Origin of the sequence: Subtercola boreus, assembly GCF_006716115.1 — a bacterium.
Lineage (GTDB): Bacteria > Actinomycetota > Actinomycetes > Actinomycetales > Microbacteriaceae > Subtercola > Subtercola boreus.
In genome coordinates this window covers 2,865,946-2,887,422 of record NZ_VFOO01000001.1, presented here as the reverse complement: position 1 = coordinate 2,887,422, position 21,477 = coordinate 2,865,946, and the positions used below count along the sequence as shown (strand labels likewise).

Here is a 21,477-nt window from a genome sequence, read left to right as displayed (position 1 = left end):
TCGCCCATGGTGTCTAGGCTTGGACCATGACGACCAACCAGCTCGAGAGCCTCGACCATCTCGAACAGTTCGCACCCGGGCGCGTGCTCACCGACGCCGAATCCCTCTCCCGCTACAGCCACGACGATGCGGAGTGGGCCGACTTCGTGCCGCCTCTCGCCGTGGTGCTCGCGACGTCGACCGAGGAGGTTGCGAGCGTGGTGCGCTGGGCATCCGACCGCGGCGTGCGCGTCGTGCCACGCGGAGCCGGAACCGGCCTCTCGGGAGGCGCCAACAGCATCGAGAACTCGATTGTCGTCTCGCTCGAACTCATGAACGAGGTGCTGAGCGTCAACGTCGACGAGCGCTACGCAGTCACCCAGCCCGGCGTCATCAACGACGCCCTGCGCGCGCACGTCGCGGGCTTCGGCCTCTGGTATCCGCCCGACCCGGCCAGCTCGGCCATCTCCACGATCGGCGGAAATGCGGCCACCAACGCAGGTGGTATCTGCTGTGTCAAGTACGGCGTCACCCGCGACTACGTGCTGCGGATGACCGTGGTGCTCGCGAGCGGCGAGATCGTGTCGCTCGGCCACGACACGGCGAAGGGCGTCACGGGCTACGACCTCGCCGGGCTCATGGTGGGCTCGGAGGGCACGCTCGGCATCATCACCGAGCTGACCGTTCGGCTGCTTCCCCTGGCGGGCCGCGAGGAGCGTGCTGTCATCGGCTACTTCCCCTCGCTCGAAGCCGCCGGCGTCGCCGTTGCTGCCATCTCGCGGGCAGGCATCATCCCGGCCGCACTGGAGCTCATCGACCACACCTGCCTGGTCGCCGTCGACGAGTGGCAGAACCTCGGCCTGCCGTCGGGCGCGCAGGCGCTGCTGCTGGCCAAGGTCGACGAGACCGGGCCGGCGGGGGAGTCGCTCGCCGACCGGATCGCTTCACTGTTCGCCGAAGCGGGCGGGTCGAGTGTCGAACGGGCGACGGACGCCGACGAGATCAACCGCCTGTTCCTGGCACGTCGGCTCGCGTACCCCGCGCTCGAACGGCTCGGCCCGGTGCTCACCGAGGACATCTGCGTGCCGCGCTCCGCCGTGCCGGAGATGCTCCAGCGCATCCAGCGCACCGCCGCCCGGAACGACGTGGTCATCGCCAACATCGCGCACGCCGGAGACGGCAACCTGCACCCGCTGATCATCGCGCCGGTCGGCGACGACGCGGCGAAGGCCCGGGCCAAGACGGCCTTCGACCGGATCGTGGCCGACTGCCTGGAGCTCGGTGGCACGGTGACCGGCGAGCACGGGGTGGGGCTGCTGAAGCTCGATGGTGCCCGGCTGGAGCTGGGTGGGGCGGTCATCCGGATGCACGAAGCCATCAAGAACGGACTCGATCCGCTGGGCACGCTGAACCCGGGCAAGGGGTTCTGAACGGCTGTTCGATGACCATCACATTGCGCACAACTGAATTGTGCGCAATGTGATACTGTTTGGAGCATGTCCCCGAAGGCCGCTTCCGCACCCCTGCTGGACGATCAGATCTGCTTCGCGCTGTACAACGCCTCGCGGGCACTGACCGCGCGCTACCGGGTGCTTCTCGAGCCGCTCGGGCTCACCTACCCGCAGTACCTCGTGCTGCTGGTGCTCTGGGAGCAGGGCGCGACGACCGTGGCCGAACTCAGCGAGCGACTGGCACTCGATTCGGGCACGCTGTCTCCGCTGCTCCGCCGGCTGGAGACTGCCGGCCTCGTCAGTCGCATGCGGCTGCCCGCCGACGAGCGCTCGGTGCTCGTGTCTCTCACGGCAGACGGCGACGCTCTGCGTTCGAAGACCGCCGGCATCCAGGACCAGGTCTGCGGCGCCACCGGGCTCGAACTGCCCGAGATCCAGGAGCTCCGCGACCGGGTTGCCGGCGTGGCCGAACACATCCGGGCGACCGGCTGAGCGCCGCCCAACCCTTTACCTTCTCTGACCCGGCCGGCATCCCCGGCCATCCACTGCAGGAACCCACCGAAAAGAGAGCACAATGCCCACTCGTACCGCCCGCACCGCCTGGAATGGAAGCCTCGAGACCGGCGAGGGCCAGGTCGAACTCTCGAGCTCGAAGCTCGGTACCTACGACGTCTCGTTCCCGAAGCGGGCCGCCGACGACGCCAACGGCTTCACGAGCCCCGAAGAACTTCTCGCCGCGGCGCACTCCGCCTGCTATGCGATGCAGTTCTCGGCCGTGCTCGGCGCTGCCGGCGGAACCGTCGAGGCGCTCGACGTGCGCGCCGACGTCTCGCTCGGCCCGGACCCCGAGGGCGGCTTCCGCCTCACCGGCATCGCGCTGCGCGTTCGCGGAGAGGTCAGCGGAATCGACGCCGCAACCTTCCTGCAGGCCGCAACCGACGCCAAGAACACCTGCCCTGTGTCGAAGGCCCTCACCGGAGTCGAGATCACGCTCGACGCCGCGCTCGAGGAGTAACCCGCCACGGGCCGCCCCGCCCGCCCGCGTCAGTCGAAACCCCGGAAGTTGTCGGTATCGGTCCTCCGAACCGGCAACTTCCGGGGTTTCGGTCGTCCTGGCGCGGATGGGACCAGAACTCCCCACTCGATTCGGGTGTCGAGGGTGTGGCGGCTGGCCGGCGGCCGGCGGGGGCGGGGGCTAGGGGTCAGCGAAGGAGGCGGTTGGCGCCGAGGTCGCGCTGCGCGAAGATGACGGCGCGGTCGGCCGCGGCGACGCGGCGAAGGTGGTGCAGCTCGCGCTCCGTGCAGTCGCTGGTCGGCGATGTGACGTGGGCTGGGGTGGCGTCGGCCGGGGCGACGATGACGGGCACCGGATGCGCCGCTGCGCGGCGTTCGGCGCGGCGGCTCCACGCGACGAGCGCGGTGCCGAGGGCGAGGACAGCGCGGTCGATGGGCGCGAGGGTGGTTTGCGTCGGCGCGATGACCTGTGCAGCAGTGGGGTCGGGCGTGCGGGCGGGCACGGCCGCAGCGATGGGCGCGGGGGCCGTGGCGGCGGAGGGTGCAGCAGTGGGCTCGGTCGTGGGGGCCGCGGCGGCGACGGGGCCTGTGGGCTGGGCGGCGGCGGGCGCGGCGTGGGCGCCGGCCGGGCGGCGGGGCAGGGTGGGTGCGGTGTTCATGAGTCTTCCCCTCCAGGGATCTCTTCCGCGTCCATGACGGGGAAGGCGTTGAGTTGCAGTTGTACGGGTCGGGTGCCGGGTGCGCGCTGGTTGCGGTAGCGCTGGATGTAGCGGTCGGCGACCGCTTGCAGTTCGGCGACGAAATCGGCGAGCTGTGACGAGGTGAGGCGCAGGTTGACGGTGTCGATGGTGGATGCCTCGTACCAGCGCGGTTCGAGCTGGTCGGCTCCCTGCATGAGGAAGTCGTTGAAGAGCGCATCGCGGGTGACCTGCCACTCGCGCTGCACGAGATCGCTGGCCGCCCGCTCCGCGCTTCGCGGAGGGTAGACGCTGTCGACCTCGATGCCGCCGGGCACCCTCTCCCACCAGCGTTCGCGCGAGGAACCCCGGGAGGCGTCCTCCTGCACGAAGCCGTGCTTCTCGAGCTGGCGGAGGTGGTAGCTCATCGACCCGCTCGACTCGCCGAAGCGCTCGGCCAGTCCGCTCGACGTGTTCGGGCCGTAGGTGGAGAGCGCATCGAGGATGCGCACGCGCAGCGGATGCGCCAACCCCTTGAGGCTGGTCATGTCGATTGAGCGGTTCGGCGTGACGGTGGGGCGATCATCCATAATCCAAAGATACCTCTGCAAAGACTTCTTTGCAAGTGAAGCGTTGCAAAAAGATCTTTGGACGCGCATACAGGGTTGTGCCGAATGCGCAACGCCTGACTGCAGGCCACGGAATTCCGTACGGTGAGGGGATGAGCGACCTGAGCACGAGCATTCAGCACCACAACGTCGTCATCATCGGCGGCGGCAATGCGGGGCTGTCGGTCGCCGGGCGTCTGCGGCGCTATGGGGTGCAGGATGTCGCGGTCATCGAACCCCGCGAGCATCACCTCTACCAGCCGATGTTCTCGCACGTGGCCGGCGGGACCGCGCCAGCCCGTCTTGCGACGAGGCCGCAGGAGTCGGTCATCCCGAAGGGCGTCAGCTGGATCAAGGCCCGCGTCGGGAGCATCGACCCCGACGCGAAGACGCTCACTCTGACGTCCGGCCGCAGCATCGGCTACGGCCAGCTGGTCGTGTGCCCGGGCATCCAGAAGGACTGGGATGCCGTGCCCGGCCTGGTCGAGGCCATGGAGTCACCGTTCGGCATCTCGAACTACGAATTCGAGTACGCCCAGAAGGCGTGGTCGGTGCTGAGCGGCGTGCGCACCGGCACCGTCGTCTTCACGCAGCCCGACGGGCCGGCCACCTGCGCGGGCGCGAGCCAGAAGCCGATGTACCTGGCCTGCGACTTCTGGCGGGAGACCGGAGTGCTGAAGGACATCAGGGTGGTGCTCGTCGTGCCGACCCCGACGCTGTTCGGCATGCCGATGATCGATGCGGAGCTCGAACGGAAGGTCGCCGAGTACGGAATCGAGGTCAGGTACAGCAGCGAGCTCGCGGCGGTGGATGCCCGGCAGAAGTCGATCGTCGTCGAGGGCCCGGGTGGCGAGGCCGAGGATCTCTCCTACGACGTGCTGCACGCGGTGCCGCCGCAGTCCGCACCGGACTGGCTGGCCTCGACGGCCCTGGCGGACCCCGCCAGCCCCGGCGGCTTCGTCGAGGTGGACGCCCTCACCCTCCGGCACCCGCGGTACCCCGACGTGTGGGCGCTCGGCGACGCGGCCGCGACGATCAACTCGAAGTCGGGCGGAGCCCTTCGCCAGCAGACCCTGGTGCTTGCGAAGAATCTGGCTGCTGCGTTGAAGGGAAAACCACTGCCGCAGCAGTACAACGGCTACTCCGTCTGCCCGTTCACAGTCTCCCGCACGACGGTGGTGTTCTCCGAGTTCGACGACCGCTACCGGCCGAAGCCGACCATCCCGTTCTGGAAGGGTCTCGCAAAGGAGCGGCGGGCCACATTCATCGCCGACCGGTATGTGTTGCCGTGGGTGTACTGGAACCTGATCCTGAAGGGCCGCGCCTGACCGCGGGGTCGGCCGCTGACCGCGCTTCGCGGCGCCCTCAGCCCATCATCTTCGCCAGCAGGCCCGACGGCGTCGCGACGCGCGTGAGGAGTTCTGCCGTGACCCGCCCGTCGGCGAGCGTGTAGACACGGTTCGTCAGCACGAGCAGTTCGTCGAGGTCGTCTGACGCGAGCAGTACCGCCGTTCCGCCGGCCGCCAGTTCGACGATGAGGTCGCGCAGCGCGGCCACCCGGTCGGGGGAGAGGGCGGCGGTCGGATGATCGAGCACGACGACCACGGGCCGCTGGCCGAGGGGCAGGTCGAGCCAGGCGCCGAGGGCATCGAGGTGACGCTGGGCTCCCGCCGGCCATCCGGTGCCGCCCGTCGCGCCATCTCCCGCCCGACCGCCTGCGCCGCCCGCGCCACCCGTGCCCGCCGCTCCGCGCCGCGTGACCAGTGCCGAGATGCCGCCGAGCCCGAAGGCGGGCGCGGCGGTCGTGCGGTAGTCCCGGTCCCGGTCGACGAGGCCGAGCCTCGCGAACCGCGCCAGCATGCCCGACGAGATGCGGGACGGGATGCCGCCGATGAGGTTCAGGTCGTACTTCGTGTTGGCCGTCGTCGACAGCCCCACCCCGCCTGCGACCGACTCCTGGGGTGTCGCCGCCTCGAGCGGCCGGCCACCGACCAGCATCGTTCCGTTGACGCGGGAGCTGAAGGTGCGCCCGAAGAGGCTGAGCGCCAGCTCGCTGATGCCCGATCCCTCAAGACCGGCCAGCCCGACGATCTCCCCGCGCCGGGCAGTCAGCGAGACATCCTGCACCACGGTGCGGGCGGTGTCGACCGGGTGGTACGCCGTCCACGACGAGAGCTCGAACACCACGGGGCCGGGCTCCAGGTCTTCGTGCTGCGGGCGCGGCGTGACCACGATGTTGGCGGTCATGTGCCGCACCAACTGTTCGGTCGAGGGCGAATCCGCGGTGAGGGCGAGAGTCTCGACGGCGGCGCCCCGGGAGAGCACCGTGATACTCGACGCGACCCGGCGGAGCAGATCGAGGCGGTGCGATGCGACGACCACGGTGACCCCCTCGGCGGAGAGCCGCCGGATGCCCGTTGCGACGAGGGCGAGGCCCCGGGCATCCAGACCCGAGAAGGGCTCGTCGAGAAGCACCACCGTGCGTTCCGCGACGATGCAGCGGCAGAACTCGACGATCCAGCGCTCGGCCCGGCCGAGGTCGCCTGCCCTGCTGGCCGGATCCACCGCGCCACCGAGGCCGAAGCGGGTGAGCAGTTCGGAGGCGTTGGCGTTCATCCGGCCGAACCGCACGAAGCCGCCCGCCGACTTCTCGTGCCCGAGGAAGATGTTCTCGGCGACGGAGGTGTGCGGCACCACGGCGGGATCGGCGCGGAGCACCCGCACGCCGGCTGCTTCGGCCGCGGCGGCGCCGACGAAGTGGCGTTCGATGCCGCCGATCGTGAGCTGGCCGCCGGCCACGGGCAGGAAGCCGCCGATCACCGCGAGCACTTCGGATGCCCCCGAGAGGTTCTCGCCGAGGATCCCGTGCACGCTGCCGCCAGACACCTCGAACGACACAGAACGGATGCCCGTGCCGGCCGCCGACCTCGCTGAGACAGAGCTCAGGGTGAGGGACGGGCCGTGCACGGGCATCCGTTCAGACCGATCGTTCAGACGCGCCGGATCAACGACCGCCCGAACGACGCTTGTTGTAGACGTCGAAGGCGACGGCCAGCAGCAGCACGAGGCCCTTGACGGCCTGCTGCCACTCGATGCCGATACCCATGATCGACATACCGTTGTTCAGCACACCGATGATGAGACCACCGATGATGGCGCCGCCGATGGTTCCGACGCCGCCGGTGACCGCCGCACCACCGATGAAGGCCGCGGAGATCGCCTCGAGCTCGAAGCCGTCACCGGCCTTCGGGCCGGCCAGGTTGAGGCGGGCGGTGAAGACGAGGCCCGCGAGGGCAGCCAGCACGCCCATGTTGACGAACAGCCAGAAGGTGACGTTGCGGGTCTTGATGCCCGACAGCTCGGCAGCGTGCAGGTTGCCACCGATGGCGTAGATGTGGCGGCCGAAGACCGAACGCCCCATGACCAGGCCGTAGATCAGGATGAGCACGGCGAGGATGATCAGCGTGACCGGGATGCCCTTGAAGGTGGCGAGAGCGTAGGCGAAGAGCAGAACGACGATCGTGACCAGCACGAGCTTTCCGATGAACCAGCCGATCGGCTCCACGGCCTGGCCGTAGCTCTGGCGGCCACGGCGGGTGCGCACCGACTGGATGATCAGGGCGATGATCGCGATGACCGCGACGCCCATCGTGAGCGGGTCGACGTCGAGGTTGCCGAAGACGTTCGTGAGGAAGCCGTTACCGATCGCGCGGTACTCCTCGGGGAACGAACCGATGTTCGCGTTGCCGAGCACCACGAGCGCGAGCCCGCGGAAGATGAGCATGCCGGCCAGCGTCACGATGAACGCGGGTATGCCCACATAGGCGATCCAGAAGCCCTGCCAGGCTCCCACGGCGGCACCGATCAGCAGCGACAGGATGATCGACAGCCACCACGGCAGCCCCATGTTCACGGCGAAGACACCGGAGACGGCGCCGACGAAGGCCGCGACGGATCCGACCGACAGGTCGATGTGGCCGGCGACGATGACCATCACCATGCCGATCGCGAGGATCAGGATGTACCCGTTCTGCACGATCAGGTTGGAGACGTTCTGCGGGCGGAGGAGCACGCCGTTGGTCAGGATCTGGAACACCACGACCACGAGCACGAGGGCGATGAAGATGCCGTTCTTGCCCAGGTCGCTCAGCACGTGGCTGAGGGCGGTGGTGAACTTGTTCTCGACCGGGTTGACCCGGCCACCGGCGGCCGTGTCGTCTGACGGCTTCGTTTCGAGGTTGGACATCAGGCGCGTTCCTTTTCCATGGTCATGTACTTGATCAGCGTTTCGGGGGTGGCTTCTGCGATGGGCAGTTCACCGGTGATGCGGCCTTCGGCGATGGCGTAGATCCTGTCGCAGATGCCGAGGAGTTCGGGCAGCTCGCTCGAGATGACGATGACGCCCTTGCCCTCGGCGGCGAGCTTGTTGATGATCGTGTAGATCTCGTATTTCGCGCCCACGTCGATGCCGCGGGTCGGTTCATCGAGGATCAGCACGTCGGGGTCGGAGTAGATCCACTTGCTCAGCACGACCTTCTGCTGGTTGCCACCCGACAGCTTGCCGACCTTCGACAGCACCGAAGGCGCCTTGATGTTCATCGACTTGCGGTACCCGTCGGCGACTTCGTACTCCTTGTTGTCGTCGACGAGACCGGCGCGCTCGAGCTTCTTCAGCGAGGCCATCGAGATGTTGCGCTTGATGTCCTCGATGAGGTTCAGGCCGTAGAACTTGCGGTCCTCGGTGGCGTAGGCGAGGCCGTTGTCGATGGCCTCCGACACGGTGCGGGTCTTGATCTCGACCCCGTGCTTGTACACCTGGCCCGAGATGCGCGTGCCGTAGGAGCGGCCGAACAGGCTCATCGCGAACTCGGTGCGCCCGGCGCCCATGAGCCCTGCGATGCCGACGATCTCGCCGCGCCTGACGTTCAGGTTGACGTTGTCGACCATGATGCGCGTCGGGTCCTGCGGGTGGTAGGCCGTCCAGTTCTCGACGCGCAGGATCTCCTCGCCGATGTGCGGGGTGTGGTCGGGGTAGCGGTGTTCGAGGTCGCGGCCCACCATGTCCTTGATGATGCGTTCCTCAGTCACGTCGGTCTTGGCGATCGTCTCGATCGCCTTGCCGTCGCGGATGACCGTGACCGTGTCCGAGATCTTCTTGATCTCGTTGAGCTTGTGGCTGATGATGATCGACGTGATGTTCTGGCCCTTGAGCGAGAGGATCAGGTCGAGGAGGTGATCGCTGTCCTCGTCGTTGAGGGCGGCGGTCGGTTCATCCAGAATCAGCAGCTTGACCCGCTTCGAGAGTGCCTTCGCGATCTCGACGAGCTGCTGCTTGCCGACGCCGAGCTCCCGCACCTTCGTGGTGGGGTTCTCGCGGAGACCGACCCGGGCGAGGAGTTTCGAGGCCTCGATGTTGGTCTTGTTCCAGTCGATCAGGCCGAAGGCGCCCTTGATCTCGTTGTTGAGGAAGATGTTCTCGGCGATCGACAGGAACGGGCTGAGCGCCAGCTCCTGGTGGATGATCACGATGCCCTTGGCCTCGCTGTCCCGGATGTCGCGGAACTCCATCGTCTCGTTCTCGAACACGATGTCGCCCTCGTAGGTGCCGAAGGGGTAGACCCCGCTCAGGACCTTCATGAGCGTCGACTTGCCGGCACCGTTCTCACCGCAGATCGCGTGGACCTCGCCGCGGGCCACGTCGAGCGTGACGTTCTGCAGCGCCTTGACGCCGGGGAACGTCTTCGTGATGCTGCGCATTTCCAGGATATTGGTGGTCACAATATCTCTTCCTCTAAAAGTGTGTGGGTGGTGCAAAAAGGGGTTTCCGCCCGGCCCGGCAGAAGCTGCAGGGCCGGGCGGATTCCGGGGTGGTTCAGACTAGCCGTTGACCTGTGCGTCGGTGTAGTAGCCGCCGTCGATCAGAACGCTCTTGATGAGGTCCTTGGTGACGATGACCGGCTGCAGGAGCTGCGACGGAACGACCTTCTTGCCGTTGTCGTAGGTCTTGTCGTCGTTCGTCTCAGGCGTCTTGCCCTCGAGAACGGCACTGGCCATGGCGACGGCGACCTTCGCGAGCTCGCGAGTGTCCTTGTAGACGGTGGAGTACTGCTCTCCGCCGTTGATGGCCTTGACCGAGTCGAGCTCAGCGTCCTGGCCGGTGATGATCGGGAAGCCGGCGCCGACGGTGTAGCCCGCCGAGGTGACGGCGGAGATCAGGCCGCGCGAGATACCGTCGTAGGGCGACAGGATGCCGTTGACCTTCGTGGTTCCGTCGGAGTAGGTCGACGTGAGGATGTTCTCCATGCGCGACTGGGCGGTGGCCGGGTCCCAACGGAGGGTGGCGACCGTGTTGAAGTCGGTCTGGCCGCTCTTGACGACGAGGGTTCCATCGGCGATGTACGGCTTCAGGGTGTCCATCGCGCCGTTGAAGAAGAACGTCGCGTTGTTGTCGTCGGGGCTACCGGCGAACAGCTCGATGTTGAACGGGCCCTTGGTACCGGTCTTGTTGCCGCTCGCGTCGAGCACGCCGAGGCCGGTGAGGAGGGACGTGCCCTGCTCGACGCCGACCTTGTAGTTGTCGAACGTCGCGTAGTAGTCCACGTTCTCGGAGTCGCGGATCAGGCGGTCGTAGGCGATGACGGGGATGTCATTGTCCTTGGCGTTCTGCAGCGTGTTGGTGAGCGTGGTGCCGTCGATCGAGGCGATGATCAGGGCCTTGGCGCCCTTGGTGATCATGTTCTCGAGCTGGCTGACCTGGGTGGGGATGTCGTCTTCGGCGTACTCGAGGTCGACCGTGTAGCCGGCCGCTTCGAGCTGCTCCTTGATGCTGTTGCCGTCGGCGATCCAACGCTCCGACGACTTCGTCGGCATCGCGACACCGATGAGGCCACCGGCACCGGCGGCAGCGCCGTCGGTGGAGGAGCCTGATGAGCTGCCCGAGGAGCAGGCTGCGAGTGAAACCACCATGGCCGCGGAGGCCAGGAGGGAAAGTACAACTTTCTTCTTCACTGTGTTTCCTTTCGATTTGTGCAAGGGGAGGGACTTCTTTGTCAGCAGGTGCTGTGTGTCCGGCGGATCCCCGAGTCGGGAGTCACGCAGGTCTGGTGTCTCGCCGGGAGCGAGAAATCGTGGGGAGCGCTGGGCGCTGGGCGGGTCACTGGAGGGCACCTTCCGGAGCCTGACCGTAGACGTTCTGGTAGCGGCTGAAGAGAGCGTCGATGCTCTCCTGCGGCAGGGGGAGGGGGTCGCCGAGCTGGCGGGCGACGTGAACGGTGCGTGCGACGTCCTCGACCATCACCGCAGCCTTGACGGCGTCGGTCGCGTCACGGCCGATTGTGAAGACACCGTGGTTCTGCATCAGGACGGCGCGCGAGCGGTGTCCGGTCAGGGTCTTCACGACTCCGACGCCGATCGAGTCGTCGCCGATCACCGCGAACGGGCCGACCGGGACCGGGCCGCCGAACTCGTCGGCCATCGCGGTGATGACGCAGGGGATCTCTTCGCCCCGGGTCGCCCACGCCGTGGCGTAGGTCGAGTGGGTGTGCACGACGCCGCCGACCTGCGGCATGTTGCGGTAGATGTACGCGTGCGCTGCGGTGTCGCTCGAGGGCTGGCGATCGCTGCCCGGCGTCTCGGTGATGACCTCGCCGTCGAAGTCGCAGAGGATCATGTTCTCGGGGCCCAGGTCGTCGTACCGCACGCCGGACGGCTTGATGACGAACAGCTCCCGGCCCGGGATGCGGGCAGAGACGTTGCCGCTCGTCCAGGCGATGAGTCCGTACCGGGTCAGCTCGGAGTGCAGCCGGGCGACGTCTTCACGAAGGCCTGCGATGAGGACTTCGGTCTCAGGGCCGTAGTTCATGACACGGACTCCTTCGTCTCGGATGCGGCCCGCACTGTCTGTGCTCGGCCGGTGTGTGTTCTTCAGGCTGGTGATGAGGTGAGCCTGTCATGTGAACGGTCACATTGGGCTGGACTCATGTTAGCCATAAGCCTGCAACACCTGTCAAGCGCCAGTTGTCACAGTTCTGTAACGCGCTGTGCCCCTGCTGCCCTCGGTACTTCCCCAAGCGACTGAATCGGTTCAGAAGCGACTGGGCCCCGTGCTCTCCCGCACGATCAGGTCGGGCACGATGCCTGCAGGGTGCTCTCCGAGCTGACCGCCACCATTCAGCAGAAGCTCCACCGCGCGTCGGCCGAGCTCTCCGAAATCCTGCTGCACGGTCGTCAGCGGCGGCCAGAAGTGACGCGCCTCGGGGATGTCGTCGAACCCGACGATGCTGATGTCGCCGGGGACGTCGAGTCCCGCATCCCGGATGGCGTGCATCAGCCCGAGCGCCATCTGGTCGTTCGACGAGAAGATCGCCGTGAAGTCGCGCACCCTCAGCAGTTCGCGGCCCGCAAAGTAGCCGAACTCGGCCGTCCAGTCGCCGAGGATCGGGGCGGTGGCGGCCACATCGTGCTCGCTCATCTCGGTGAGGAACCCGTGCATCCGGGCTTCCGCCTCGATCCAGTCCTGGGGGCCGGCTAGGTGGTAGATGTTGCGGTGGCCGAGCTCGATCAGGTGCCGGGTCGCGAGCCGGGCGCCGGCGATCTGGTCGACGGAGAGGGCATGGTCGGAGGTGCCGGTCGACTGCAGTGTCACGAACGGCACGGAGAGGTTCATCTCGGTGAAGGTGTTGAAGACGCGCACCTGGGGCGCGATCACGACGAGCCCCTCGATGGCCTGGTCGAGCAGGTGGTTCAGGGCCCGCTCGATCGAGGCGCGGTCGCTGCCGTCGAGGTTCACGATGTTGACGAAGTAGCCCTCCGCGCGGGCGGCCTGCTCGATGGCCGTGATGCTCGACGCAGGCCCGTACTGGGAACTCGAGGCCGAGATGATGCCGATGGTGCGCGACCGGCTGGTCACGAGCATCCGCGCGGCGCGGTTCGGGCGGTACTGCAGCTCGTCCATGACCTGCTGCACCCGCAGTTTGGTCTCCTCGCGGAGGTTCGGCGAATCGTTCAGCACCCGCGAGACCGTCTGGTACGAGACGCCGGCGAGCCGCGCGACATCACGGATGCTCGGGGCGCGGTTGCGGGTCGGGTCGGATGGCACGGGTTCATTATGCCCCCGGCCGCTCGGAGCGGAGTGTGGCGTGTGACAGTCACATGCTCAGCAGTCGGCCCCGATGTGTGAGACGATGCTGTTTTCGCCGACGAGACTGGGCACCCATCGTGAGCTACACCCCCGCACCCGAAGAGCCGACGGATCCGAAGGATCCGAAGCGGCCGACGAACACGCGAATCGCGATCTGGATCGGCGTCGCGGCCGTCGGGCTGTACTTCCTCGGCACGGGCATCTACGGCATCCTCACCGGCGGCAACTGAGCCGCCCCGCCCGTCCCGCCCCCCCCCGGCCGCCCGCTCCTGCGCGCTGCGCACGCACCCTCCGGCACGATCCGCTACCGTTTGTCGCGTCCGCGCCTGCGCGCGCACACGCGGAGGCGACAATGTGTAGCGCTTCCGCGGTTGGGGGTGGCTGGCGGGCGGCGGGCGGCTGGCGGCGGGCTGGCGGGTCGGCGGTTCGGCGGGCGGGGGGTGGCGCACGCGGTCAGGCGGCGCTGCACCAGTCGGGGTTCGAGCCGGCGACGGTGCGCGAGGCGGTGGGGTCGTCGAGCGGGATGTAGGTCGTCGTGGCGTCGGCCGCGACATCCGGAGCCTCTGCGGCGGCCGCCGTGGCCGGAGCCGTCTCCGCGACCGCGTACCGGCCGTTGGTCGACAGGCACGAACGGATGATCGTGCTGCCCTCCGGCGCCGTGAAGAGCGTTTCGGTGCCGGTGCCGGTGATCTTCTGCAGGGTCGTGGCATCAGGTCCGGGGGTGACGATGGTGCCCGAGGCATCGAGAGGTTCCGGATGGGCGGCGGTTGCCCCGCCCGTTCCGCCGGTGGCGGCGGGGGCTCCGGTAAGGGCTGCAGGTTCGCCGGGGGCGGTGGCCTCGGCGGCGGCACCGGTCGCGGGCCCGCCGGTCGCGGCTGCAGCGGCGGCGGCAGTCGCAGGTGCAGCGAGCGAGCCGTTCGGGGGTGCAGCGGCCAACGCGAACGGCGCCGTCACCGGGGTGCCGGGCTGGGCGAAGTCGATCGTGGAGGCCGACCCGGCGGTCTCCGTCACGAGTGTCTTCGTGTTCGGCAGGAAACCCAGTAGGGCATCCGCCGACCCGACCTCGACAGCGGCGGACGAGCCGTCGAGGAGGCCCAGCGCGTCGACCAGGAACAGCGCGCCGCCGGGGTCCTGCACCACGAGCGAGGTGGTTCCGGGCAGGAACGCCCACGACTGCACGGCGAGCAGCTCGCGGTCGGGCCCCGTGACCGGGATCGAATACGCCTGGCCGAGGGTGGTGTCGTAGATGTAGAGCTGGTCGTCGGAGGTCGGGTAGTAGGGCGACGGAGCCGCACGGTAGGTGTACCCGAAGAGGTTGCTCTTCGCCGAGGAGACCAGCCCGGTGACGGTGCCGGGGCCGGCGAGCTGCACGGGGATGCTGGCCGCCGATCCGTCGGGCGAGACGATGTCGAGCAGGTCGTAGCCGTCGGAGTCGGTGGTCGCGACCACGAGCTTCTGGCCGAGGGTGGTGAAGAGGCTGATGTTCGGAGCGCTGTAGACAGTCTCACCGGTGCCGGCGGTGAGGGACGAGCGTTCGATCCGGTCATCCGGTTGCCCCCGCAGCAGGGTGAAGACGTTCGCGTCGGGCGTGGTGAACGAGTAGCTGAAGGTCGAGGTCGCATCCAACGAGGTGCTCCGCACGCCCGTCGCCGTCACGGTGTAGGTGGTGTTGTACGCGAGAATTCCGGTGAACTCGATCTGGATGCTCGTCTGGTTCGTCGTCGTCTTCACCTCGGCTGCGGGGCTCACCGTGACCTGCGCGTCGGCGACCGGCGCGATGACCTCGTTCGCCTGCAGGAGCAGCCGCTGGCCCGCCCGCTCGACGCTGGTGGCCACGTTCAGCTGGGCGGCGGTCATCCGGGGTCCCTGCGTGAGGTTCAGTGCGACCAGGCCGGCGGCGAGCAGGGCGAAGACGGCGATGCTGCCGTAGAGGAGTATCCGGAACCGCCGTGCGGTGCGCGGGTCGGCGGTGGCGGGAGGGCCGGCGGGGGCGGGCGGCTCTGCGGGGGTGCGCGGGCCGGCGGGGGCGCGCGGGTCAGTAGACATACGGGTCCGACGGCTGGTCGATGGCGCTGATCCGGTCGGGCTGCAACACGATCGAGGCGGTGCTGAGCACGCTCGGATCGGCGCCGAACGTGCCGTCGACGCTCACCCAGCTGTCGACCGGGTACGAGCTCTGCCAGCCCGGCTGGTACACCGCGACGCCGACCGGCTGGGCGTCGACCGCGCAGCAGGTCACCACGAAACGGGCGATGAAGAAGACGTTGTCGGGGTCATCGGCGTCGGGGGTGACGAACCCGGTCACGCTGGCGGCCCGGCCGGCGAAGTAGTCGAGTCCGACGCCCTGGCGCATCAGCAGCGACCAGTTCTTCACCGTGTACGCAGACGTGTCGTCGGTGGTGCTCGCGGCCTGCGCGCTGGTGCTGCCGAGCGTGGCCGAGGAGCTGTTGATGCTCCGCTGTTCGACCGTGGAGGAGGTCAGCGTCGAAGGCGGCACCACGAGCAGGGTGGCGACGGCGGCCGCGACGACGGCGAGGCTCGCGGCGGTGCCGGCGAGCATCCAGAACCGCCTGCTGCGGCGGGGGCGGCCCGGGCCCGGCGCGTTGCGGTTCACCAGGGCGTCGTGGGCGACCGGATGCCCGTGCTGGTCGCCATGCGCCTCAGGACCGTGACCGTGCCCGTCGTGCTCGGGGCCGTGATCGTGCCCGTGTTCGTGTTCGTGTTCGTCGTCAGCCGACGGTACCACCGCGAACGCCCCCACGATGAGCACCACCGCGATACCCGCCATGATCAGGGTGAACACGGAGTAGCGCGGGTGGATGTAGAGCCCCAGCTGCCCGGCGAACCCCAGCCACACGGTGGCGACGACGCCGACGAGGCTGAGCGCGAGACCCTGCCAGCGGGAGACCAGGCGGCTAAAGGACATAGTTGACCGCCAGTCCGAGAGTCGCTGCACACATCGCGATCAGGATACTCACCTGCACGAGGGTCTTTGCTGTGAACGTGGTGCGCAGCAGGGCGAGCATCTTCACATCGATCATCGGCCCGAAGACGAGGAATGCGACGATGCCGCCGGGCAGGAACGTCGACCCGAACGACAGGATGAAGAACGCGTCGACGTTCGAACAGATGGCCACGACGAACGCCAGCAGCATGAGTGCCAGAACCGACCAGAGCGGGTTGCTGCCGAGGGCGATGAGGATGTTGCGGGAGACGGCCACCTGGATCAGCCCGGCGATCCCCGCCCCGATGAACAGCGCCGGCATCATCGCGCTGGTCTCGCTCGAGAACTGCAGGAAGGTGCGGCGGAGACGCCCCGTGCGCGGGGCTGCCGCATCGATGGCACACGCCTCCTGGAACCCGGGCGTCAGCAGCTTCTCGGGCTGCGGGTGGCGGCTGAAGATCCAGCCCACCAGGTTCGCGATCAGCAGCCCGCCGACGATGCGGGAGACCAGGATGCCGTCGTTCCAGCCGAACGCCTGGTACGTCGTGATGATGGTGATCGGGTTGAGGATCGGGGCGGCGAAGAGGAATGTCATCGAGTCCGCGACGGTCAGGCCGCTCATGATGAGGCCGCGGGAGAGCGGCACGTTCCCGCACTCGCAGACCGGCAGCAGAACACCGAGCAGAGAGATGCTGAGCCGTCGGAGGGCCGGGTTCTTCGGCAGGCGCCTCAGCAGGAACCCCTCCGGCAACCACACCTGCACCAGGCTCGACAGCACGATGCCGAGAAAGACGAACGGCAGCGACTCGATGATGACGCTGATCGTGAGAGTGACGAAGTCACGGGCCGGGTCGGTCATCCACTCGGTGAGCGAGGCGGGGGCGAGCCACCGGATGCCGAGCAGCACCAGCACCGCGGCGATGCCGATGAGCGGAGCGGGGTTGAACTCGGAGCGGGTCAGGTCGCGGAGGGAGGGGTTCCGGCGGTCGCGGCTCTGCTGCGCGCGGCCCGGGGGGCGGCTCTGCGGGCGGATGTCGCGGCGCGACTGTTCGCTCGTGGGCAGACGTGACAGGGGACCCTCCCGAGGTTCGCCTCCATTGTAGACAGGCGTGCGGCGTCCGAACCTGACGGGCAGGCGGGCGGGCGAGCAGCGCGATCGGCCTCGCCGAAAGGACGCAAACTGTCGAAGGATGCGACTTTTGGAGCAGTTTGCGTCCTCTCGATCGCTCTTCGCGCGGGTCAGGGGGAGGCGAGAGCCGCTGTCGGAGCGAGGCGGGTGGCGCGGCGGGCGGGCGCGAGCGACGCGAGCAGCGTGAGGAGCGCCGCCGCGAGGGCGACGGCCGCGAGCAGGAGTGCGGGGACGGTGGGCGGCACGAGGCCGGGACTTCCGGAGATCCCGCCGAGCAGTGACTGGGCTCCGGCCCAGCCGTAGAACGTTCCGAGCGCGAGGCCGAGTGCGACCGCCGAGAGGGTCAGGGCCGCGCTCTCTGCCACGATCATCCGGCGCAGCTGCCCGCGGGTGAAGCCGAGAGCGCGCAGCAGTCCGAGTTCGCGGGTGCGTTGCAGCACGCTGAGCGAGAGGGTCGTGACGAGGCCGACAGCCGCGATGAGGGCGCTGAATCCCATCAGGGCCGAGAAGACGGCCACGGTGGTGACGAGCATCCGGTCGACCCCTTCGTACACCTCCGGCTGAGCGGCCTGCGCTGTGTGGATCATCTGCTGGAAGCCCGCCGTCGCGACCGCGAATGTGGTGATGAGCGTCACGCCGATCAGCAGGCCGACGGTCGAACGGGCGCTCCGTTCGGGGTTCCGCACGGCGTTCCGGGCGGCCAGGCGGGCGGTCGGTCCGCGTCCGAAGAGGTGGCCGACGGCGCTCAGGATGACCGGCAGCACCCTGTTCGCCCCGACCACCACTCCGAGGAACGACACGATGCCGCCGGCGAGCGCGACGAGAACGCCGCTCGGGTCGCTGAGCCCGACGAAGACCCCCGCTGCGAGGAGCACGTCGCCGATGAGGAACAGCGACACCGCGACCACCGCCCGGGCCGGGCCGCCAGCGGCCTCACGCTGGTTAGCCTCGCCCGCCGCGCCGATCGCCTGCAGGGGCGTCACGGCGAGCACGCTGCGGGATCCGACCCACGATGCAGCCCAGGTGGTGAGCACCACCGCGACCACGGGAAGCGCGACCGTCGGGGTGACGGGCGCGTAGGGCAGGTCGGGCAGCAGCCCGAGCGCGACGGTCGAGGCTGTGAGGAGGATCGTGACGACGGTTCCGCCGAGTGCCCCGAGCAGGGCGCCCAGCACGCCGACGAAGAGCCCCTCGCGGGTGACGGCTGCCCGTTCCGACCGTGCATCGGAGCCGATCAGACGGCGCAGGGCGATCGCGCGGGTGCGGCCGGCGATGATCGTCTGGAAGCTGTTGGCCGTGACGACGGCGCCGACGTACACCGCGATACTCACGAAGACGACGGCGGCGACCGGCAGGATGAATGCGACGGTGGCGCTGGCGCCGGTGACGTCGTCGGCGGCGATGGCGGTGGTGAGCACGCTCACGGTTTCGAGCAGCGAGACGCCGAAGGCGGCGCTAAGGGCGGCGACGAGGATGCTCGGGGTGTGCTCCCGGAGGGCGGCGACGCTCCGGCCGGCCGGCGTGCGGCGAGCGGCGCTCCGGCCGGCGCGGGCGAACCCGCTCACGCGCGGGCCTCGAGCTCGAGCATGAGCCGGCTGATCTCGTGCGCGGAGGAGGGGCCCCGATCATCCACCACCCGTCCGTCGGCGAGGAAGACGATGCGGTCCGCGAAGCTCGCGGCGACAGGGTCGTGGGTCACCATGGCGATGCTCTGGTCGTGCTCCCGGCTGGCCGCGGCGAGCAGGGCGAGCACGTCGCGGCTCGACGCCGAGTCGAGGTTGCCGGTGGGTTCGTCGGCGAAGACGAGGTCGGGGCGGGTGACGAGAGCCCGGGCGATCGCGACCCGTTGCTGCTGCCCGCCCGACAGCTCATGGGGGCGGTGGCCGAGACGCGCCGTGAGCCCGAGCGCGTCGACGAGGGTGAGCATGCGGGCGCTCTCCTCAGCGTCGGGGGTATGCCCGTCGAGCTCGAACGGCAGCAGGATGTTCTGCCGAGCATCGAGCGTCGGCACCAGATTGAACGACCGGAACACGAACCCGATCCGGCGACGACGCAGCAGCGTGAGTGCGCGGTCGTCGAGGCGGGTGATGTCGGTTCCGCCGAGGGAGACGGTTCCGGATGTCGCGGAGTCGAGCCCGGCCATGATGTGCATGAGCGTGGACTTGCCCGAGCCGCTCGGTCCCATGATCGCGGTGAAGCTGCCCGCTTCGAGCCGCAGGGTCACGTTCGCCAGCGCAGTCACGGCGGCGGAGTCGGAGCCGAAGCTCTTGCTGAGGTTCAGTACCTCGGCGATCGGCGCCTGTCGGGCAGCACTGACATGCTGGCGGGCCGGGAGGGGCGGGGTGAGGGTTTCGGGGGTCATGTTCTGACCATAGGAAAGGCGCGGGCCGGGCGGATCGCTCAAACGGATGACCGGGGTCAGCCGAAGGGATGAGGTGTGTGCTGAGCGGGCGCTGGGTGCGAGCGGGGGCAGATGAGGTGGCGTCAGCCGGCGAGGCCGTGCTCGTAGGCGAACACCACGAGCTGCACGCGGTCGCGGAGACCCAACTTGCCGAGCACGCGACTGAGGTGCGTCTTGACCGTTGCCTCGCTGACGAATTCGTCGGCGGCGATCTCCGCGTTGCTGAGGCCACGGGCCACCTGGCTGAAGATCGCCCGCTCCCGGGTGGTCAGGGTCTGGAAGGTGGCCGGTGGGGGAGACTTCGCCGAACCCTCCGTGAAACGGTCGAAGAGTTCGCGCGTGGCAGAGGGGGCTATCACGGCACTGCCGGTGTGCACCATCCGGATCGCTGAGAGCAGGAAGGTTGGTTCGGCGTCCTTCAGCACGAATCCGCTGGCCCCGCTGCGGATGGCACGCGCGGCGGCCTCGTCGAGGTCGAAGGTGGTCAGCACGATGATGCGCGGCCGCGCGGCACCCCGGGCATCCGCCGCCGCCAGAATGCGCTGGGTGGCCTCGATACCGTTCATGCCGGGCATCCGCACGTCCATCAGGATGACATCGGGGTGGGTCTCGGCTGCCATCGGGATACTGGAGGTGCCGTCGGCGGCCTCGCCCACGAGGGTCAGGTCGGGCTGGCTCGCCACGAGCATCCGGAGCCCGGAGCGGAAGAGGGCCTGGTCGTCGACGAGAGCGACCCGGATGACCAGGGTGTCGCTCATGCGGTGGCGGCCTGTGTCGCAGCCTGCGCCGTGTCGGACTCAGTGCTGACCGACGCTGTGGCGACAGATTCGGCCGGGACGGGAAGCTGTGCAGAGACCACGAAGAGGGTGCCGCGAGGTGCCGCAGCCAGGTGTCCGCCAGCGAGGGCGGCGCGTTCGACCATGCCGGGTATGCCGTGACCGGCATATGTCATCGCCGATCGGTCAGCGGTCACGGCCGCAGAGGGCGCCCGCGCGGGCATGGCGAGGTCGGCCGCCGCAGCACCACGATCGGCGAGAAGCGCGCTCGTCACCGTCAGCCAGAGATCCTCCCGCCCCCAGTCGAGCGCGACGACCACGGGCTTCGACTGGTCGGCATGCCGGAGGGTGTTCGTCAGCGCCTCCTGCACGATCCGGTAGACGGCGAGCTCGCGTGTCGCGCCAAGAGGGCTCGGGATGCCGCTCGAATGGAGTTCGACCGCGAGACCTGTCGAACGGAACTGGGCGGCCAGATCATCCAGCTCCCCGAGACCCGGCTGCGGCGCCGTCGATTCCTGGTGCCGGAGTTCGCCCAACAGCACCCGCACGTCTGCCAGAGCCCCGCGGGCGGTGGTGGCGATCGTCGTGAGCGAATCCCCGACGAGATCGTCGGCTCCCTCGACGGGTCCCATAGCCGAAGCGGCATGCAGGTATCGGGCACCATCGGCCTGAGCGATGACCACGGCGAGCGAGTGGGCGACGATGTCGTGCATGTCGCGGGCGATGCGGTTGCGCTCCTGTTCCACGATCACCGCCTGCTCGGCGAGCAGCCGGTCGTTCTCGGCAGCCGCTTGGGCTGCACGGCTCGCTTCGGAACGGGAGAACGCGCGCGTCAGCACACCCAGCACCCAGCTCAGGATGAACACCGCCAGCGATCCCGTGAAGACGATCAGGGTGCTCTGCGCCGCCGTCGCCAACTCACCGTTCAGCCCGGCCCGCAGACCGTCGTAGATCACGGACGGCGTCGCATAGCTGAGGAGAGCGGGAACCGTGACGGTGTAGAGCGTCGCGATGCCTGCCCCGACGAACGTCGAGGCGAAGCCGAGCCAGCGCAGCACGCTGGGCCCGTACGCGGCGGTCGAATAGAGGATGGGCAGGATCGCGAGGTCGGCGAGCCCGGGGTCCTGGCGGAGCATCATCTGCAGCAGAGCGATCAGCCAGGCGAAGCCGAGCGCGAGCGGCGGGCTGAACCGGCGGAGCGCGAGTGCCGCGCCCAGGCCGAACGACACGGCCGTCTCAGCAAAACCGATGTAGCCGGTCTGGGCCGTGTACGCGATCGCGATGATCACGAGGACGGCCGCAACACCGATGTCGATTCCCAACTGGCGGGAGGTGAGAGCGCGGACCATAAGAACACCG

The 21,477-nt window shown here is 68.6% G+C and carries 20 protein-coding genes; 5 read left to right on the top strand and 15 right to left on the bottom strand.

The genetic code is table 11. The features are described 5' to 3' along the window. The first annotated feature begins 26 nt into the window (after window positions 1-26). The 3 genes from FB464_RS13470 to FB464_RS13460 all read left to right on the top strand — a co-directional run bounded on the left by FB464_RS13470 (window position 27) and on the right by FB464_RS13460 (window position 2,445). On the top strand, window positions 27-1,409 hold the full coding sequence (locus tag FB464_RS13470; protein WP_116413400.1) for an FAD-binding oxidoreductase: 1,383 nt from the start codon (window positions 27-29) through the stop codon (window positions 1,407-1,409). A 66-nt stretch (window positions 1,410-1,475) separates the two neighbouring features. Beyond that, the gene (locus FB464_RS13465; protein WP_116413401.1) at window positions 1,476-1,922 is read left to right on the top strand and encodes a MarR family winged helix-turn-helix transcriptional regulator; all 447 of its coding nucleotides are present in this window, start codon (window positions 1,476-1,478) and stop codon (window positions 1,920-1,922) included. 82 nt (window positions 1,923-2,004) lie between these two features. Beyond that, complete coding sequence (locus FB464_RS13460; protein ID WP_116413402.1) at window positions 2,005-2,445, top strand: OsmC family peroxiredoxin; 441 nt, start codon at window positions 2,005-2,007, stop codon at window positions 2,443-2,445. A 187-nt stretch (window positions 2,446-2,632) separates the two neighbouring features. On the opposite strand, the gene FB464_RS13455 is transcribed toward FB464_RS13460, so the two are convergent. Further along, window positions 2,633-3,103 carry a hypothetical protein gene (locus FB464_RS13455; RefSeq protein WP_116413403.1) on the bottom strand — a complete coding sequence of 157 codons (471 nt, stop codon included), beginning with the start codon at window positions 3,101-3,103 and terminating at the stop codon, window positions 2,633-2,635. Continuing rightward, window positions 3,100-3,711, bottom strand: coding sequence for an ArsR/SmtB family transcription factor (locus tag FB464_RS13450; protein ID WP_116413404.1), 612 nt, complete (start codon window positions 3,709-3,711; stop codon window positions 3,100-3,102). The genes FB464_RS13455 and FB464_RS13450 overlap by 4 nt, the downstream gene beginning before the upstream one ends. Before the next feature lie 131 nt (window positions 3,712-3,842). Here FB464_RS13450 and FB464_RS13445 point away from each other — a divergent pair, with 131 nt between their 5' ends. Further along, complete coding sequence (locus FB464_RS13445; protein ID WP_116413405.1) at window positions 3,843-5,057, top strand: NAD(P)/FAD-dependent oxidoreductase; 1,215 nt, start codon at window positions 3,843-3,845, stop codon at window positions 5,055-5,057. A gap of 37 nt (window positions 5,058-5,094) precedes the next feature. On the opposite strand, the gene FB464_RS13440 is transcribed toward FB464_RS13445, so the two are convergent. The 6 genes from FB464_RS13440 to FB464_RS13415 form a co-directional block, all read right to left on the bottom strand. Continuing rightward, window positions 5,095-6,702: an ATP-binding cassette domain-containing protein gene (locus tag FB464_RS13440; protein WP_116413406.1), complete on the bottom strand. Its 1,608-nt coding sequence runs from the start codon at window positions 6,700-6,702 to the stop codon at window positions 5,095-5,097. 31 nt (window positions 6,703-6,733) lie between these two features. Beyond that, window positions 6,734-7,975, bottom strand: a complete 1,242-nt coding sequence (gene mmsB, locus FB464_RS13435; protein ID WP_116413407.1) for a multiple monosaccharide ABC transporter permease — start codon at window positions 7,973-7,975, stop codon at window positions 6,734-6,736. Beyond that, entirely contained in the window at window positions 7,975-9,507 is a 1,533-nt protein-coding gene (gene mmsA / locus FB464_RS13430; RefSeq protein ID WP_116413408.1) for a multiple monosaccharide ABC transporter ATP-binding protein, read from the bottom strand. The genes mmsB and mmsA overlap by 1 nt, the downstream gene beginning before the upstream one ends. Window positions 9,508-9,606: 99 nt before the next feature. Continuing rightward, on the bottom strand, window positions 9,607-10,737 hold the full coding sequence (gene chvE / locus FB464_RS13425) for a multiple monosaccharide ABC transporter substrate-binding protein (protein ID WP_116413409.1): 1,131 nt from the start codon (window positions 10,735-10,737) through the stop codon (window positions 9,607-9,609). Window positions 10,738-10,882: 145 nt separating this feature from the next. Further along, window positions 10,883-11,590 carry an L-ribulose-5-phosphate 4-epimerase gene (locus tag FB464_RS13420; protein WP_116413410.1) on the bottom strand — a complete coding sequence of 236 codons (708 nt, stop codon included), beginning with the start codon at window positions 11,588-11,590 and terminating at the stop codon, window positions 10,883-10,885. A gap of 222 nt (window positions 11,591-11,812) precedes the next feature. Further along, on the bottom strand, window positions 11,813-12,826 hold the full coding sequence (locus FB464_RS13415; protein ID WP_116413411.1) for a LacI family DNA-binding transcriptional regulator: 1,014 nt from the start codon (window positions 12,824-12,826) through the stop codon (window positions 11,813-11,815). A gap of 119 nt (window positions 12,827-12,945) precedes the next feature. Here FB464_RS13415 and FB464_RS19855 point away from each other — a divergent pair, with 119 nt between their 5' ends. After that, window positions 12,946-13,098: a hypothetical protein gene (locus FB464_RS19855; RefSeq protein ID WP_170151832.1), complete on the top strand. Its 153-nt coding sequence runs from the start codon at window positions 12,946-12,948 to the stop codon at window positions 13,096-13,098. Between the two features lie 223 nt (window positions 13,099-13,321). Here FB464_RS19855 and FB464_RS13410 read toward each other — a convergent pair whose 3' ends face one another. From FB464_RS13410 to FB464_RS13380, 7 genes are all read right to left on the bottom strand, one after another. Then, window positions 13,322-14,914, bottom strand: coding sequence for a hypothetical protein (locus tag FB464_RS13410; protein WP_116413412.1), 1,593 nt, complete (start codon window positions 14,912-14,914; stop codon window positions 13,322-13,324). Then, window positions 14,904-15,794: a TIGR03943 family putative permease subunit gene (locus FB464_RS20460; RefSeq protein WP_116413413.1), complete on the bottom strand. Its 891-nt coding sequence runs from the start codon at window positions 15,792-15,794 to the stop codon at window positions 14,904-14,906. Before FB464_RS20460 ends, FB464_RS13410 begins: the two co-directional genes overlap by 11 nt. Beyond that, entirely contained in the window at window positions 15,784-16,725 is a 942-nt protein-coding gene (locus FB464_RS13400) for a permease (RefSeq protein ID WP_246093062.1), read from the bottom strand. The genes FB464_RS20460 and FB464_RS13400 overlap by 11 nt, the downstream gene beginning before the upstream one ends. A gap of 326 nt (window positions 16,726-17,051) precedes the next feature. Further along, a complete protein-coding gene (locus FB464_RS13395) occupies window positions 17,052-18,506 on the bottom strand; it encodes an ABC transporter permease (RefSeq protein WP_116413414.1) in 1,455 nt (484 codons plus the stop codon). Beyond that, complete coding sequence (locus FB464_RS13390; protein ID WP_116413415.1) at window positions 18,503-19,303, bottom strand: ABC transporter ATP-binding protein; 801 nt, start codon at window positions 19,301-19,303, stop codon at window positions 18,503-18,505. Before FB464_RS13390 ends, FB464_RS13395 begins: the two co-directional genes overlap by 4 nt. Before the next feature lie 122 nt (window positions 19,304-19,425). Further along, the gene (locus FB464_RS13385) at window positions 19,426-20,100 is read right to left on the bottom strand and encodes a response regulator (RefSeq protein WP_116413416.1); all 675 of its coding nucleotides are present in this window, start codon (window positions 20,098-20,100) and stop codon (window positions 19,426-19,428) included. Beyond that, window positions 20,097-21,467 (bottom strand): sensor histidine kinase, encoded by a 1,371-nt coding sequence (locus FB464_RS13380; protein WP_116413417.1) that lies wholly within the window; start codon window positions 21,465-21,467, stop codon window positions 20,097-20,099. Before FB464_RS13380 ends, FB464_RS13385 begins: the two co-directional genes overlap by 4 nt. Between the last annotated feature and the right edge of the window lie 10 nt (window positions 21,468-21,477).

Excerpts from the sequence above, each read along its gene's own strand:
- FB464_RS13465 (WP_116413401.1), top strand. The coding sequence starts at position 1,476 with ATGTCCCCGAAGGCCGCTTCCGCACCCCTGCTGGACGATCAGATCTGC.
- FB464_RS13445 (WP_116413405.1), top strand. The coding sequence starts at position 3,843 with ATGAGCGACCTGAGCACGAGCATTCAGCACCACAACGTCGTCATCATC.
- FB464_RS13420 (WP_116413410.1), bottom strand. The coding sequence starts at position 11,590 with ATGAACTACGGCCCTGAGACCGAAGTCCTCATCGCAGGCCTTCGTGAA.
- mmsB (WP_116413407.1), bottom strand. The coding sequence starts at position 7,975 with ATGTCCAACCTCGAAACGAAGCCGTCAGACGACACGGCCGCCGGTGGC.
- FB464_RS13390 (WP_116413415.1), bottom strand. The coding sequence starts at position 19,303 with ATGACCCCCGAAACCCTCACCCCGCCCCTCCCGGCCCGCCAGCATGTC.
- FB464_RS13440 (WP_116413406.1), bottom strand. The coding sequence starts at position 6,702 with ATGCCCGTGCACGGCCCGTCCCTCACCCTGAGCTCTGTCTCAGCGAGG.
- FB464_RS13460 (WP_116413402.1), top strand. The coding sequence starts at position 2,005 with ATGCCCACTCGTACCGCCCGCACCGCCTGGAATGGAAGCCTCGAGACC.
- FB464_RS20460 (WP_116413413.1), bottom strand. The coding sequence starts at position 15,794 with ATGTCCTTTAGCCGCCTGGTCTCCCGCTGGCAGGGTCTCGCGCTCAGC.
- FB464_RS13410 (WP_116413412.1), bottom strand. The coding sequence starts at position 14,914 with ATGTCTACTGACCCGCGCGCCCCCGCCGGCCCGCGCACCCCCGCAGAG.
- FB464_RS13470 (WP_116413400.1), top strand. The coding sequence starts at position 27 with ATGACGACCAACCAGCTCGAGAGCCTCGACCATCTCGAACAGTTCGCA.
- FB464_RS13385 (WP_116413416.1), bottom strand. The coding sequence starts at position 20,100 with ATGAGCGACACCCTGGTCATCCGGGTCGCTCTCGTCGACGACCAGGCC.
- FB464_RS13450 (WP_116413404.1), bottom strand. The coding sequence starts at position 3,711 with ATGGATGATCGCCCCACCGTCACGCCGAACCGCTCAATCGACATGACC.
- FB464_RS13455 (WP_116413403.1), bottom strand. The coding sequence starts at position 3,103 with ATGAACACCGCACCCACCCTGCCCCGCCGCCCGGCCGGCGCCCACGCC.
- FB464_RS13380 (WP_116413417.1), bottom strand. The coding sequence starts at position 21,467 with ATGGTCCGCGCTCTCACCTCCCGCCAGTTGGGAATCGACATCGGTGTT.